The sequence below is a fragment of the Arenibacter arenosicollis genome, assembly GCF_014397245.1.
In the GTDB taxonomy this organism is placed as follows: Bacteria; Bacteroidota; Bacteroidia; order Flavobacteriales; family Flavobacteriaceae; genus Arenibacter; species Arenibacter arenosicollis.
On record NZ_JACLHY010000004.1, the window covers coordinates 1 to 16,126 of the forward strand.

Annotated in this window: 9 protein-coding genes; 3 read left to right on the forward strand and 6 right to left on the reverse strand. The window is 38.9% G+C overall.

The genetic code is table 11. The features are described 5' to 3' along the window. Window positions 1–175: 175 nt before the first annotated feature. The 3 genes from H4O18_RS05865 to H4O18_RS05875 form a co-directional block, all read right to left on the reverse strand. Window positions 176–1,060 carry a bifunctional 5,10-methylenetetrahydrofolate dehydrogenase/5,10-methenyltetrahydrofolate cyclohydrolase gene (locus H4O18_RS05865; protein WP_187582398.1) on the reverse strand — a complete coding sequence of 295 codons (885 nt, stop codon included), beginning with the start codon at window positions 1,058–1,060 and terminating at the stop codon, window positions 176–178. A gap of 182 nt (window positions 1,061–1,242) precedes the next feature. Then, entirely contained in the window at window positions 1,243–2,580 is a 1,338-nt protein-coding gene (gene ffh, locus H4O18_RS05870; RefSeq protein ID WP_187582400.1) for a signal recognition particle protein, read from the reverse strand. Between the two features lie 140 nt (window positions 2,581–2,720). Then, complete coding sequence (locus H4O18_RS05875) at window positions 2,721–4,481, reverse strand: hypothetical protein (RefSeq protein WP_187582402.1); 1,761 nt, start codon at window positions 4,479–4,481, stop codon at window positions 2,721–2,723. A 114-nt stretch (window positions 4,482–4,595) separates the two neighbouring features. On the opposite strand from H4O18_RS05875, the gene H4O18_RS05880 reads away from it, so the two are divergent. The 3 genes from H4O18_RS05880 (at window position 4,596) to H4O18_RS05890 (ending at window position 8,800) form a co-directional block, all read left to right on the forward strand. Continuing rightward, window positions 4,596–5,108: an RNA polymerase sigma factor gene (locus H4O18_RS05880; protein WP_187582404.1), complete on the forward strand. Its 513-nt coding sequence runs from the start codon at window positions 4,596–4,598 to the stop codon at window positions 5,106–5,108. Window positions 5,109–5,346: 238 nt separating this feature from the next. Then, entirely contained in the window at window positions 5,347–6,255 is a 909-nt protein-coding gene (locus H4O18_RS05885; RefSeq protein WP_187582406.1) for a FecR family protein, read from the forward strand. Beyond that, on the forward strand, window positions 6,239–8,800 hold the full coding sequence (locus tag H4O18_RS05890; protein ID WP_187582408.1) for a TonB-dependent receptor: 2,562 nt from the start codon (window positions 6,239–6,241) through the stop codon (window positions 8,798–8,800). The genes H4O18_RS05885 and H4O18_RS05890 overlap by 17 nt, the downstream gene beginning before the upstream one ends. Window positions 8,801–8,967: 167 nt before the next feature. Here H4O18_RS05890 and H4O18_RS05895 read toward each other — a convergent pair whose 3' ends face one another. The 3 genes from H4O18_RS05895 to H4O18_RS05905 all read right to left on the reverse strand — a co-directional run bounded on the left by H4O18_RS05895 (window position 8,968) and on the right by H4O18_RS05905 (window position 16,079). Continuing rightward, window positions 8,968–12,369 (reverse strand): 3-keto-alpha-glucoside-1,2-lyase-like domain-containing protein, encoded by a 3,402-nt coding sequence (locus tag H4O18_RS05895; protein WP_187582410.1) that lies wholly within the window; start codon window positions 12,367–12,369, stop codon window positions 8,968–8,970. A 22-nt stretch (window positions 12,370–12,391) separates the two neighbouring features. Beyond that, window positions 12,392–13,660: a Gfo/Idh/MocA family oxidoreductase gene (locus H4O18_RS05900; protein ID WP_187582412.1), complete on the reverse strand. Its 1,269-nt coding sequence runs from the start codon at window positions 13,658–13,660 to the stop codon at window positions 12,392–12,394. Window positions 13,661–13,811: 151 nt separating this feature from the next. Then, window positions 13,812–16,079, reverse strand: a complete 2,268-nt coding sequence (locus tag H4O18_RS05905; RefSeq protein ID WP_187582414.1) for a LamG domain-containing protein — start codon at window positions 16,077–16,079, stop codon at window positions 13,812–13,814. Window positions 16,080–16,126: the final 47 nt, after the last annotated feature.

Genomic DNA, 16,126 nt, shown 5'->3' on the forward strand with positions numbered 1-16,126 from the left:
CTCTATTTCGTTGACCACTTTAAGTTTGAACGACATTGAGTAGTCCTTTTGGGTACGCTTGATGTACATCTGTTCTGATTTGTTCATTACACTTTCTTTTTGTGTAACGCTATTTCAGGACTAGACAAAATAACAAAAAAAAACCGCAATTAAAAGGCTTTGCGGTTTTCTAGTTTTATTTTAGGCTTCTATGTCTTTCCCTCGCCAATAAAGTGTTTTTTAACAACATGGCAATGGTCATTGGTCCCACACCTCCGGGAACCGGAGTAATAAAGGAGGCCTTCTTGCTCACGTTTTCAAAGTCAACATCACCAGTGATATAATATCCTCTTTCTTTGGTGTCATCCGGAACACGCGTAATACCCACATCGATAATCACGGCGTCGTCCTTAACCATTTCGGCTTTTAAAAAGTTAGGCACTCCCAATGCAGAAATAACAATATCTGCCTGCGAAATTATTTGTGTAATGTTCTTGGTATGGCTATGCGTCAAGGTTACTGTGGAGTTTCCCGGCCAGCCTTTTCTTCCCATAAGAATACTCATAGGCCTACCTACAATATGGCTTCGCCCAATAACTACAGTATGTTTCCCCTTGGTCTCTACCTTATATCTTTCCAAGAGTTCCAAAATTCCAAAAGGAGTTGCCGGAATAAAAGTACTCATATCCAAGGCCATCTTTCCAAAATTGGTAGGATGAAATCCGTCCACATCCTTATCAGGATCTACTGCCAACAAAACGCGCTGGGTATTGATCTGCTCCGGCAAAGGCAATTGAACTATAAATCCGTCTATATCCTCATTCTGGTTAAGTTCTTCGATTTTGTTCAACAACTCCTGTTCGGAGGTTGTGCTGGGCAGCTGCACCAAAGTAGATTCGAACCCCACTTTCTCACAGGACCTTACCTTACTTCCAACATAAGTAAGACTGGCACCATCGTTCCCTACGATTACCGCCGCCAAATGTGGCACCTTTTCTCCACGCTCCCTCATTTTAGCTACCTCTGCAGCTATTTCCTCCTTAATTTGATTCGATACTTTTTTACCGTCTAGTAATTCCATTATTTAGTATTCAGTTCCTAGTGGCAGTTGGCAGTCCATACACACCAAACTTACCCAGGTTGTTAATCATCTATTGTAATAATCTTATTATTTCCAAATCTTCAAGCCTTTCAATCTTTGCCATTAGGACATCTATTTTACACTGGGAAACTGGCCCCTTGAACCTTGAACCTCGAATAAAATTACTTCATCCCCTTCATGGCACCCATCATTTGCATCATTTTTTTGCCTCCACCGCCTTGCATCATTTTCATCATCTTGCTCATTTGATCGAATTGCTTCAACAATTGATTTATCTCCTGAATGCTGGTACCGCTACCTTTGGCTATTCGCTTTTTACGACTCGCATTTAATTTCGCAGGCGTAGAACGCTCATCCGGTGTCATTGAATGTATAATGGCCTCTATATGCTTAAAGGCATCATCGTCTATATCCAATCCTTTTAATGCCTTTCCTGCTCCTGGGATCATCCCCATAAGATCTTTAAGACTACCCATCTTTTTTATCTGCTGGATCTGGCTTAAAAAATCATCGAAACCAAATTTGTTTTTGGCTATTTTCTTTTGAATTTTCCTGGCTTCCTCTTCATCAAATTGCTCTTGGGCCCTTTCCACCAAAGACACTACATCCCCCATTCCGAGGATTCTCTCGGCCATACGGGAAGGATAGAAGACATCTATGGCGTCCATCTTTTCTCCGGTACCGATAAATTTAATGGGCTTATTAACAACCGACTTAATGGAAATTGCAGCTCCACCACGGGTATCCCCATCCAATTTTGTTAGTATAACACCATCAAAATTAAGCACGTCGTTGAACGCTTTGGCCGTATTAACCGCATCCTGACCAGTCATGGAGTCGACCACAAATAGAGTTTCCTGAGGTTGTATGGCTTTATGAATGTTGGCAATTTCATTCATCATTTGCTCATCCACCGCCAAACGACCAGCCGTATCTATAATAACCACATTAAAGCCATTGGCCTTTGCATGGGCAATACCTGCCTTGGATATGGCCACTGGATCATTGTTGCCCCTATCGGAAAAAACTTCTACCCCAATCTGCTCACCAACCACATGAAGTTGATCTATAGCCGCTGGCCTATAAACATCACAGGCTACCAACAACGGTTTCTTATTCTTTTTGGCAAGAAGATAATTGGCCAATTTCCCGGAAAAGGTAGTTTTACCCGAACCTTGTAAACCGGACATCAAGATTACTGAAGGTGTTCCTGACAGATCGATGCCCTCGGCGTCACCGCCCATAAGCTCCGTAAGCTCGTCCTTTACCAACTTCACCATTAACTGGCCTGGTTGTAGGGAGGTCAATACATCTTGTCCCAATGCCTTTTCCTTGACCTTGTTGGTAAACTCCTTGGCTATCTTAAAGTTGACATCCGCATCTAAAAGTGCTCTACGCACTTCCTTTAAGGTTTCCGCAACATTAATCTCTGTAATTTGTCCATGCCCTTTTAGAACATGTAACGCCTTATCTAACTTTTCACTTAAATTGTCGAACATAGTCTTACTGAATTATCAAGAAAGCGCAAATTTAAGAATAACTGCCGTAAGTCTGAAGCCCGAGGTGAAAAATATAAACGCAAAAAAAAAGGGCAGCTTCTTAAAGAAGCCACCCTTTTCCAAAAATTGGGGCAAAATTTTTATTTCTTTTCGAAGACCAAGATTTCCGTGGTGTTATCTCCGCTAATATTTTTCAGCTCAATTCGGCTACTGGTGACAGAAACAATTTTCCAGTCATCCATTAAAACTTGCATAGCTGTAGCTAAGCCAAAATTAAGATAGCATTTCAATTCCCCTTCGCTATCCCTGATAATTCTCCATAGTCCTGGGTAGGTAGGTCCAGTTTCTCCTGTAGTGACATTAACGGCAAGTTCTGCTTGAAAAGCAAAGGTAAATGCGGCGTAATTCTGGGTTTCATCTTTTTCACCTTCCGTATACTTTGCTACCATCCATTGGCCACCCATCAGAATATTCCTTATCTCGGCAACATCTCCGTCGTTGGCATTGTTATCACAAACCCTTTCCAAGATAAGTTCATAATTGTCATCTTCAATACTAAATTTCAAGCGTTTGTCCCTAAGATCGGACAACAACCATTCAAAACTCACTCCAGGCTCATCACCCATGGTAATTGCCATCACCAAACGCCCTTGTGCATTGGTAGTAATAGCCCATTGCCCTTCAGAAATATTGGATTCATTGCTTAAAGTAACAACTCCCTCTGCATGAAAATTAAATTCATATCCTAAAAGTCGATCAACCTCTTCATTATTAAGTTTCACCTTTTTAATGACCCAGCTACACTCCTTCAATATTTCCCTTAAGGTATCAGGTGTATTATCCACTATATCACATGCCTTTTTCATTATTATTCTCTCCCCTTCACCTGCATATAATTTTATTTTGCCATTATCCAAGTCATACACAAACCATTCCAAACTGAAATCGGCCAATGCTTCAAACTCTAGTTTCAACAAAACTCTGTGCTCAGCTATCCTTGTAATCCAAGTACCAGTAAGACTATTACCTATCCTATCTTTCATTACTACCTTACCGTCTTCAGTAAAGTTCATTACATAATCAAAGTATTGATCTGTGTTATCCAAATTGGCTCTAAACACTTCACGCACCAACCAAGGACAAGCAACAAGATATTCTTCCAAACGCTCCTGGGTAAAGTCATTATCATGATAATCATTATCATCATCCTCATCACATGCATTTTTTGCAGTTTCAATGGCGTGGGCCAATTCCGCATTATTGCTCACACTGATTTTAGTATCATCATATAATTCCAATGTAATAGGAAAATCAAAACTAAGTAGGTCATCATCACCACGCTCCGCGAAATAGCGTCTTAGTTGCATATCATTTTGTACAGTAACATTCCCTGTTTGTTGAAGATTAATATCAAAGGAATAAACCACAATTGGATACACAAAATCTATACATTCAATATCATCGTCATCCCCACCTTCAAGGCACTCCTTCGCCCTTTCACGTAGTTCCTCACGATTATTTATTTTAATTTCGGTATAATCTGATAATGTTATAGTTATAGGAAATACAATATCCACTATATCATCATCAATCTCAACTTCATCAAAAAGTTGCTTTATCAGCTTTAAATCCTCAATGGCATCTATTTCAACTTCCAAGCCATGTACATTTACTACATAGGGAAAGTTGATTGCAAAACAACTGGCACCATCCACAATATTATCATAGGAACCATCTTTGGACGAAGTTCTTTGTATTAATTGCCCAGTACTTGAACTTGCCAAAATGGCTTCCTGGTTATCCTCTCCAGGTAATTCTTCAAACTCTTCTTGACAAGAGGTGAAATTTAATGCCACCAGCAGTAGGCTCCCGTACATTAAATATGACATAAACTTTTTCATAACGATTTGGTTTTTATTTGTTCGTATATATCTAAAACAACCCACTTTTAAAATACCCTACCCCATATTTCATTTTTTTTAAAATATCTTTGAAAAAAATAAAAATAAGAAGGATTGAAAGCTATCAAAGAAGAACATGTATGCGAGGATAAAGTTTACGCTTCCATCTTCAGCACCCATTCCAAAACGGTTTTTAATTACATATATTATAAGTTCGGTAATGAGGAGAAAGCGTATGACGTTGTACAGGAGGCCTTTATAAAATTATGGGAGAACTGTTCCAAGGTTGCACCGGACAAGGCAAAATCTTACGTTTATACCATTGCGAACAACTTATACCTAAATGTTATAAAGGCGGAAAAGGTTAGATTAAAGTACGCACCGGGTACCAATGCCGTGGTAAATGAATCACCTGACTTTATCATGGAGGAACAGGAATATAAAGAAAAATTGGAACGTGCCCTGCAGGCCTTGCCAGAAAACCAGCGCACTACCTTTTTACTGAATAGGATCGATGGAAAGAAATATGCGGAAATCGCCGATATGGAAGGGGTAAGTGTTAAAGCCATTGAAAAGAGGATGCATTTGGCCTTAAAAACGCTCAGGGAAAAGATTGAAGGGATATAAAAGGCCGGGTATTGAGTATGGAGTATTAAGAAATGAGCAAATGACCTATTGGATTGCAATGTGATTTTGACTTAAACCAATCAGCGGTTTGGAAACTCTTTTTTTTGCCGTTTAAGGTTATGGAGTTTTTATTTTACACCGCAGCACCAGTATTCATACTCAATATTAAGCATAATTGTTAATTTAAAAGTAGGGTATTTTCATTTTTAATTGTTATACCTATATAAAGCTAGAAACCATGCAAGAAAATTATTTGGCAAAATGGCTCAACAACGAACTTTCCGAAGAGGAGGTCGTTAAATTTAAAGAGTCCAAGGAATACGCCTCGTATGTGAAATTACGTGAGGCCACCGATAATTTGGTTGGCCCGGATTTTGACATGGCAAAAGCGTGGGAAGACCTCAACAAGCAAAAGGCTTCCAAAGAGAGTAAAGTAGTTAAACTAAATCCTTTTAAAAAGTATTTGAGCATTGCTGCTGCTATAGCCTTGATTTTTACGGCCACCTTTTTATATTATGGCACATTAAACGAAGAGGTAAGCACTCAATATGCGGAGAGGGCGGAAATAGTACTTCCCGATGCCTCGGAAGTTCAATTAAATGCGGATTCCCAAATTTCTTACAGTAAAAAGAATTGGGATAACAAACGAAATATAGCACTGAATGGGGAAGCTTATTTTAAAGTTGCCAAAGGCAAACGTTTTACCGTAACTACAGAAAATGGAACCGTTACCGTATTGGGTACACAGTTCAATGTAGAAAACAGAAAAGGCTACTTCGAAGTTGCTTGTTATGAAGGGTTGGTAAGTGTTATCTACAACAAAAAGGAGGTTAAGCTTCCTGCAGGAAATTCTTTGGTAGTCATTAATGGTGAGGTACAGGCCTTGGAAATCCCTAATATTAAGGAACCATCCTGGATACGCAACGAAAGTAATTTTAAAAGTATTCCATTGAAATATGTACTGGATGAATTTCAAAGACAGTTCAATTTAGAGGTCGCTACCCAAAATATTGATACCGAACAATTATTTACCGGGTCCTTTAGCAATACCAACAAAGATTTAGCGTTGCAAAGTATAAGTACTCCTTCTCAAATGAAATATAAATTAGAGGGGAATAAAGTGCTATTCTATGCTGAAACACCATAAATACTATGTATTTCTTATTGGCCTGTATATATGTCTAGTTTCTTTCCCCGCTAGAGCACAGATCACTTCTACCCAAAAAACAAACCTAATTAGCTATTTAGAGCAACTGGAAAGGGAATTTAACATTAAGTTCTCCTATGCAGATGAAGACCTACGGCTCTTACAGATTACAGTTCCCGATACCAATTCGCTACCTGAAATAATTGAGGACCTACGCAAAAAGACCCTGCTTAACATCACCAAATTGGATGAGCGGTATTTTGCCATATCCAAACCTAACTTCGTGGATATCTGTGCTATTGTTGTTGACAATTTTGAGAACAACACTATAATGAATGCCACCGTCGAAGTTTTGGGCAACAATATATCCCAAATTACAGATTTGGAAGGAAGGTTTTATTTAAAGGAGGTTCCCAGAAACGCAAATATTGCTATCAAACACCTTGGGTTTAAAACAAAATATTTGACGGTGGAGGAACTAACAGGAAGCAATCCCTGCAAGACGATCTTAATGTCACCAAACTACCAACAATTGGAAGAGGTGGTTGTTTACCAGTTCCTAACCACAGGTATAACCAAGAAACCCGATGCGAGCATAGAATTAGATTCGGATAAATTCGGAATTTTACCTGGTCTAATAGAACCAGATGTTCTTCAGACCATACAGGCTTTACCAGGGATTAAGAGCGTAGACGAGACAGTATCCGACATTAACGTTAGAGGAGGCACAAACGACCAAAATTTGGTGCTGTGGGATGGGATCAAGATGTACCACTCCGGACATTTTTTTGGCCTGATATCCGCCTTTAACCCATATTTAATAGAAAAGGTTAACATCATAAAAAACGGTACCAGCGTTCAATATGGCGATGGAGTGAGCAGTGTTATAAACATCAGCACTAGAAACAACATAACAGATTCATTTGTTGGAGGAGCAGGATTTAATTTATTAAGCGGCGATATATACGGACATCTCCCCCTTTCAGAAAAAGTTTCCGTTCAATTTTCAGGCCGACGTTCTACTACAGATTTTATAAACACCCCAACCTACAATCGATTTTTTGATAAGGTTTTTCAGGATAGTGAAGTTAAGGACAATGACAACTCCACCAATGATGAAAACATTGTTCGGAACGAGGATTTTTACTTTTATGATTTTACAGGCAAATTGCTTTATGACATCAGTGAAAATCAAAAAGTAAGGATAAGCTTTATCAATACCAACAATCACCTTAGGTACACCGAAAAAACTGACGATCGCACCGCTACAAGTTTATTGGATCAAGCCAACCTTTCCTTTGGGGGCAGTCTGGAAAGTATATGGAATTCTAAATGGAGTACCCATTTAAACCTATACTATACAAGCTACAACATGGACTCCCAAAACATTCCTTCGGAATCCCAACAACTTTTTCAAAGTAACCAGGTTTTGGAGAAGGCCGTTAAGCTAAATACCAATTACAAATTGGGAAATGGACTTAACTGGCTTAATGGATATCAATTGAATGAAGTAGGCATTACCAATTTCACTCAAGTTAGTCAACCTCCCTACAAAAGCAATATAAAAGGGGTAATATTGACCCATTCCCTTTTTTCGGAGTTGGATTATGAATCCAAGAATAAAAAATTGATAGCCAGAGGAGGACTTAGATTAAACTACATTAAAAACCTTAAAACTTTTAAAACCTTTGAGAAAATTATCCTTGAGCCTAGACTAAACATCAATTATGCTTTGACCGATGATATTAAGACCGAATTATTGGGAGAATTCAAAAGTCAGACCACCAACCAAATAATCGACTTGGAGCAAAATTTCCTAGGAATTGAAAAAAGGCGATGGATACTTTCGGACGACGACATCCTGCCTATTACAAAAAGTAAGCAAATATCCTTAGGTCTTAACTATGACAAAAACACGCTTTACGTTGGCATTGAAGGGTTCTACAAAAAAGTGGACGGCATAAGTACCGCTACCCAAGGGTTTCAAAATCAGGATCAATTTAGTGGCGAAATAGGAAAGTATGATGTTTCCGGTATCGAATTTTTGATCAACAAAAAAACAGCCACCTATAGTACTTGGTTCAGCTATGCCTATAATACCAACAATTATACTTTTGAGAATATAACCCCTAGCAAATTTCCCAATAATCTGGACATAAAACACACCATAACTTTTGCTGGAACATATACCTATAAAAATTTCAGAATGGGACTTGGAGCCAATTATCATACTGGAAAACCCTACACAAAGCCACAAGAGGGAAACAATTCTATAATACTCAATGTGTTTCCCAACAAAATTAACTACGAGGAACCAAACAGCAGTAGACTGCCCGCCTATCTGAGGGCAGATGCTTCAGTCATCTATAACTTTAAAATTGGAACAGGTATAAAATCTTCGGTTGGAGCTTCCGTATTGAATATTTTGAACAAAAAAAATATCCTGAACACCTATTACCGGGTAGACGATCAAAACGAAATTGAAACGGTTGAACAGATCTCCCTTGGCATTACACCCAATTTTAGTTTCCGAATGAGCTTTTAGTTCTCCAATTTGGTATTTCAGCAATAAAAATCAATGGCAGATAACTGGTTTAGGACCTTGTCTCTACCACTTAAATTCATTCACCTTGAATTATTGCCACAAAAAAAGCCGGAAGCTTTGTGATAGAATCTATCCAAAACTCCCGGCTGATATAAATAAAAATCAAATTACTTACTCAAATCCTTAATTCTAATGTTCCTAAAGGCCAATTCGGCACCATGGCCCAAGAAACCAATATGTCCTGTATTTCTTTCCAGGCCTTGGTGATCTTTATGATCCGCCGTCCCATTCTTAGAAGCTTCTTTCCAATCCCCATCCACTATGACGTTACCATTCAAGGTTATTTTAATGTGATTCCCCTTAACGATCACCTCTTGTGAATTCCACTCTCCTACTGGATTTAGGGCTCCTCTTTTTGCAGCAATAATTCCGTATACGGAACCATGGTATTGATAAGGTTTTAGATTGGCATATATTTCAGCAGTGTCGTCCAAAATCTGCAGTTCCTTGCCTTCATACGCAGCATCCCCTTCCAATGGAGCGTGAATACCCAAACCGTTATTGGCTCCTGGTGTTAACTTAAAATCAAATCTGAAAATAAAATCGGAATATTCTTCGGCCGTAAACAAGTTACCATGTCCACCTCTTTTTGGACGTACCAACAACTCATTATTTTCCATGACATAATCGGTTTTATTGCCGATCCAATGATCAAGATCCTTTCCGTTCAACAAAGACTTAAAACCCTCCTTCTGTTCGGCTTCTGTCAATTGATCATCACCAGAACTGATTTCCCTAACATAAATATTCCTAAAGCCAAGGTCTTCCCCATGGGCCTGTAATTCTATGGCTTCTTTGGCAAAAATGGCCTGTTTGCGATCCCAGTAGTTTTCCAAAACTACATTGTCCGTTACCAAAACTCCGTTTAAATGTACGGTAACGCGCTCCCCAACCATTTTAATTCTAAAGGTATTCCATTCATCAATAGGGTTGTCCGCCACCTGTAACGGTTTGCTCTCATGTTTCTGATTGTTGTATAAGCCACCTGAACCAACTTGCGCACCCGCATCCACTCTAGCGATATCCCAAATTTGAACCTGGGGCGTACCTCTTAAATAAATACCACTGTCGCCGCCGTTGGTGATCTTCCAATCCACAATCATTTCAAAATCGCCATAATCCTTTACGGTACAGATATTATTATATCCTTCCCCTTTAAAGCCGATCACTCCATTTTCAATATACCAATCCTTCATCATTTGCTCATTGGCCTTGGCTTGTTCTGCTGCCAATTTTCTGGAGGACATTTTGGAACGGGCAATTGGGTTTTGCACCAATCCTTCCCATCCTGTAAAATCCTTTCCATTAAAGATGGACACAAAGCCTTTTTCATTAGGCATTTTATCCAAGAATTCCTTTACATCAATTTTAATATACTGACTGTCGGGACCTGTAAGGTTGTCGATACTTCTAGAGACAATATCCCTAACCACTTCACCACTTAGGCCATCCTGTACACCAGGAGTTGGCAAAGCAATGGCAATAGCTGCATTGGAAGCAGTAGTCAACAAGTCTTGGTCATCTAAATATTCCGATACAAAAATCAGGGAAAGAAAAGTTTTTATACTTCGTGCTGCAGATAGCACTTGCTTTTTTTCTGTGATGGTTTTGGCTTCAGGCATCAATTTCCTTACCAAAAGCAACTTCTGATCAGCTGGGTAATCCGATTTTCGCACTTTGGCAAGATAATTAGTAAAAGCATTTTTTCTTATGGCACCATCAGTACTAGCAGTAGCTGTTTTAAATAGATATGGCAAAGCATCATTGTTTTTCCAACTCGCAAGAGCATCCAAAGCAATCATTTTCTCACTTTCATTACCTGTGGAAAGTCTTTGGGAAACTAATTCCAATGCCTCCTTACTACTTAAGGAAGCCAATACCGGCAACAATTTCGACTTATCTGTCGCTCCTTTATACTCCTTAAATACCGCATCTGAATATTTACCATTACTTTCATTCAGAATGTTCAATACAGCTATCTGGGCATTTTCTATGTTTTCTGGCTTTTCTGTGTTGTCCAAAAGCTTAATTAAGGTAGAAAAATCTTTTTCCGTTGCAATGGACGGCAAAGCCTTATATACCGCACTAACAACATTTTCACTTCCAGTTTTGACAACACCGGTTAATGTATCAAATTGATCCGTAGCATTTCTGTCCGCCAAAACATTGATCAATACTATCTTACCCTCATCATTTACATTGGAAAGTTGACTAGCCAATAATTGACTGTCCTTGGCTTCGACCAACCTCAACAAGGTTTCCTCGATAGCATTATATTCCTCGGGGGATGTAGCCAATTTTAAACTCTTGAACAACACCGGCAATGCCTTGCTTTGATTCTGATAGGACAACGATTTTATTCCAGCCTCACGAACCGAAATATTCTTGTCTACCACCGCATTCAAAATAACCTTGTCAAAAACAACATCGGCATCACTATTACTGAGCATCCGAATGATAAGAGGCTTAATTTCCGTGGATGACTTCTTATACTGTTTAACCCAAAGAGCCACTTCACTGGGTGATAGATTTGAACTGGCAGCATCCAATACGGCACCTACATAATTCTTATTACTATTCTTGGATTCCTTCAGCAGTGTCTTGGTAAAGGAGGTTCCTTCATTGGTGCTTAATATATGGATTCCCGCAGACCGAAAATGTAACTGGTCGTCCAACTTGCAATTTTTAAGCAAGGCGTTGGCCACGTTATTACTCAAGGATGTATTGCCCTCTTTCTGCAATCTATTTCCGTAGTGTATAAAAGCAACAATACTTTTAGTATCATCCAATTTATATGCAGAATTGCCGACAGCTTTTTCAAGTACCTCATAAGAACTTGGGCTGGCTATTTCTGCCAGCGCCATTAAGGCCCTTTGTTTAACTATTTTTGAAGATGAATTTACTCTAGCCTTCAGCAATTCTTCGGCTGGTGCAAATTGCAGGGCACCCAAAGCCTCTATAAAAGCAGCTTGTTTATTTACATCCTCAACCTCAGTAGCTTCCAAAATGGCCAAGGCAGCATCTGTAGTGCCAATTGAAGTCAAAGCGGCCAAAGCAGGTTTAAACAAATCGTTGTTGGATAAATACTTGCTCAATACAGGAACGCTTGCTTCAGTTCCTACATAGATCAGACGATCCATTAAAAAGGTTTTCACCTCTTTGTTGGTCGATGACTCCAGAGCTTTCAATAAAGCACTTTCAACAACACCGCTTTGGATTTTGGATTGTTGCCCACCGCTATATATAGCCACACTCTGTATAGCATATCTGGCTTTGGTATCGTCCCCGCTACCAAGAGGCACAAGCTTCTCCGTAAATTTCAGGATACCAGTCGCACCCAAGTCGATGATTTCCTGCATTAGACGATCGGAATGTCCTAGATCTTCCGTTGGTAACTGCATCAAAATATCGGCCACCTTGGTATCCAAGGTTCTATTATCCTGTGCGCTTATGGTAAGTGTACCTAAAAACAGCATTAGCACACCTATATTTTTATATAATGTATTCATTTTATTAATTCTAATTAATTGGTTAATAAGCCCAAGAGGACCTCATTGGTTGGTCTATTAATCTATTGGCTTCTTCATCATTGATAAATTCTTGTTTTACCGGATCAAATTCCAAAGTACGGCCCAATCTCAAGGCAATAATACCCATATTCACTACAGTTGCCGAACGGTGGCCATTTTCTTCATTAAGGGCAAATTTTTGTCTGGTTTTTACGGATTCGGAAAAAACGGTAATCTGCTCCTCGGGATCAGGCATACTATTTATCAATCCCTCAATATTAGGGATCGTAGATTTAAATCCGTTATATATTTTTCCATTTGGTCCTTCTATATATGCGGCATCCTTATCGCTATTTTCACCATCCAAAATAATTTGACACCCATCGGCATAGGTGTAGGTAATTCTTCTCCAGGTACCAATAGCATCATAGTGCTGTTGCGGAGCATCTACTTCTACCTTTACCGGACTGGTATTATCCTTACCCAAAAAGTATTGTACAGGATCTATATAGTGTTGGCCCATATCGCCCAATCCACCACCATCGTAATCCCAATAACCCCTAAAGGTACCGTGCACCCTATGTGGATGATACGGCTTTTCCGGGGCAGGTCCCAACCACATGTTATAGTCCAATTCTGAAGGTACGGGCTGTGGCGTTAGATTTTCCTTTCCTACCCAATAAAATTTCCAATTAAATCCAGTAACACCACTAATGGTCACCTTTAATGGCCATCCCAGGGCACCACTGTCCACTACCTTCTTCAATTTTTTTACAGGAGTACCCATTCCGTAAAAATTATCCTTAAAACGGAACCATGTATTTAAACGGAACATCTTACCATGCAGTTGCATTGCTTCAACTACCTTTTTACCTTCACCAATGGTTCTGGTCATAGGTTTCTCGCACCAAACATCCTTACCTGCTTCCGCAGCCATAATGGACATAAGACCATGCCAATGGGGAGGAGTGGCTATATGAACGATATCAACATCAGGTCTTTGCAACACTTCCCTAAAATCACGGTATCCCTTTACTCCACTTCCTACTTTTTGAAGGGTGCTTGACAGGTGATTCGCATCAGCATCACAAATTGCCAATAACCTTGTTCCTTCATAATCCAAATGTCCTTGACCCATGCCCCCAACTCCTATTACCGCTTTGGTCAATTGATCGCTAGGCGGAATAAAATTGGTTCCACCCATTACATGTCTTGGAATAATACTGATACCTGCAGCTGCCACTAGCGACCTTTTTACAAAATCCCTACGGCTGGTTGATTTTTTCTCCATTGATTCTATTCTATTAATTATTTGAAGTTTTGATATTTATATTTAAACCCACAAAGAAAAACTGCAATGCGTAAAAAAAGGGGTAATATTTGGGGTAATAAAATTGAAAAACAGCGAATTATGTAAATTTTATTTTAAATCTTGATGAGTGTTATGGGGTATTGCCAACAACCATATCCTCAAATTTAACGGTATACATTTCACCATAAATCTTTTCATAAAGCTTGGCAAAATTGTCATACACCGTATGTGCCAAACTCAATTTTCCCTGACCAATAAGAATTTGCAATTTAATCTGCAGCGCATTCTCATTTAAATCATCATAGATGTACATCACCGACGCCAAATCATACAACAAGGAACTATGCTTATCAATGTCTAACCTCTTTGATATGTCATAACAGAATTCAATAATTCTATTGCTCATTTTTTCGACTATGGGATCCAACCAAGAATCGCTCATATTAACAAAAAAACGATCCTCCTTTAAAATAGCAATCAATTTTGGTAAATGTTCTTCCAAATAGGTGACCGATAAATCATTCCTGCTCAAGTCATTTAAAAAATTAAGCACCGCCTGATAATCACAAAAACATCCTTCCCCAATTTCCAAATACCAATTTTTATCTCGAAATGTCAAATTCATTTCTTTGGTTGCCGATAAAATGGCCCTGAGGTTCTGTATATTGGTTCCTCTGGTGTTTTTTGCATTCTTTAGGCCAACCCCAGGCCAAAGTGCTTCCGTAAGTTTTTTAGTATTTATTCCATCTTTACCACCTAGGCTATGTAGCAAAACAATAACAAATAACTGTTTTAGTTTAGGCGACAATTTCTTGGCTATATCATTACCTTCTGAGGTAATTATGCGCAACGGACCAAAACATAGTATTTTTTCGGAAGCATTACTTGAACTCTTGAAGTCACTATTGGCCTGCGTTTTTTTAAATTCCCTGGACATTGAAGTCACCTTTGTCTTGGCAGCCCTTCTCCTCCACAGCCAAATAGTCATAACCACAAGGAAAACTGCAGCCATTACAATTCCTATCAACGTATAAAGGGATAATTCCGTAGGACTCTTCAATTCTATCTTATGGTACTCCTTAGCAATTTCAAAGGCATTCAATTCACGCTCCCATATTTTAATATTTGTCATGTATCCCACGAAAAACTCCTGCCATAAATTACTTCCTATTAAAATATTATAGTCGGACGTGTCATAGTCCTCTATGAGTTGGATCTTATCCGTTTGCACCCCATTAACAAAAAACAAGAGCTCATTGTTCAGCTTAGAATGCACTAAGGCAACATGTGTCCATTCATTTATCGGCACAGGGGATGCCTCCGATATATAATCCTTGATATCGGCCATGGTAAAGGTCAAAAAGCCCTCATGGAGCTTTAAAACAAAATTATCTCCTTTCCCAAGGATGCTATTATTATTATTGAGAACAGTAGGCTTTACCCAGGCCGAAATAGTAAAACTTCCTTTCAACGCAGTTCTACTGTCAAGTCCGGCATCTACATAGGCACCTTTACTAAAATAGCCCACCTTTCCCTGAACCTCATCATCCTGAATCCTTACCTCGTTAATGATCAGTTCCTTGTTATTTTTCCTAACCGTATTTTTTATTGTAGTCCCAAATGCAAAATGATCCGTTAAACCATATTCAAAATCCAAGGGAAATCCAATAAACTCTTTTAGATTACTGCTATTTTCCGGAGTGGTGTAAATTATATCGGGAGAAAAATAATAACCAGCTTTATGGGGAATAAACACCGGTAGGCTTTCCTTTAAATCTATCGGAAGGCTAAAATATCCGTCGACAATAAGATTCTTATGGTTTTTAAAATTTACCCCATTCAACAATCCCTCTTTGGATCTTACCGCACCAAATACCTTGCTTCTCCTATTTAGCATCAAAGCAATACTATCTGCGACAGGGAAGAAATTGGGACTGATTTGAATAAAATTGGGCATTTTCCCCAAAAGCCTCCAATAATCCACAAAAATACTGTCATTAATAAATTCCTTATCCGATACCTTCAGTGCCACCAATTCCTTCGCTGCAGCAAGTTTCAAGAAACCCTCACTCTTGAAAAGGGTATCCAATTGAATTGTTTCTACCTTTTGATTTGGTATCTGAGGAACCCATGCCTCTGAAAAAAAATCATTATCAAAAACCTTGTCGCACACCAGTATGAGTGAATCCCTTTCTCCAATCAGACGTCCTAAAAGTGGTTTATAATCCTCTTGGTAATTTGAAATATAAAGGGCTATAGGAGTATTGCCCTTAAGAAGCGCAGATAAATTATCCGTTGTAATTTGATCTATATCTATTAAAACGTGGGATTGTAGACGTATCCTCCATTTATCATCTTCCGAAAGAAGATGGTATTGCTGGGCCATGCCTACTTTCATTGAAAGAAGCAAAAACAACAAACAAATTTTAGAAAATGGACTACTTC

Bases quoted from the DNA above. Each gene is read 5' to 3' on its own strand.
- H4O18_RS05895 (WP_187582410.1), bottom strand. From the start codon at position 12,369: ATGAATACATTATATAAAAATATAGGTGTGCTAATGCTGTTTTTAGGT.
- H4O18_RS05890 (WP_187582408.1), top strand. From the start codon at position 6,239: ATGCTGAAACACCATAAATACTATGTATTTCTTATTGGCCTGTATATA.
- H4O18_RS05865 (WP_187582398.1), bottom strand. From the start codon at position 1,060: ATGGAATTACTAGACGGTAAAAAAGTATCGAATCAAATTAAGGAGGAA.
- ffh (WP_187582400.1), bottom strand. From the start codon at position 2,580: ATGTTCGACAATTTAAGTGAAAAGTTAGATAAGGCGTTACATGTTCTA.
- H4O18_RS05905 (WP_187582414.1), bottom strand. From the start codon at position 16,079: ATGAAAGTAGGCATGGCCCAGCAATACCATCTTCTTTCGGAAGATGAT.
- H4O18_RS05875 (WP_187582402.1), bottom strand. From the start codon at position 4,481: ATGAAAAAGTTTATGTCATATTTAATGTACGGGAGCCTACTGCTGGTG.
- H4O18_RS05900 (WP_187582412.1), bottom strand. From the start codon at position 13,660: ATGGAGAAAAAATCAACCAGCCGTAGGGATTTTGTAAAAAGGTCGCTA.
- H4O18_RS05885 (WP_187582406.1), top strand. From the start codon at position 5,347: ATGCAAGAAAATTATTTGGCAAAATGGCTCAACAACGAACTTTCCGAA.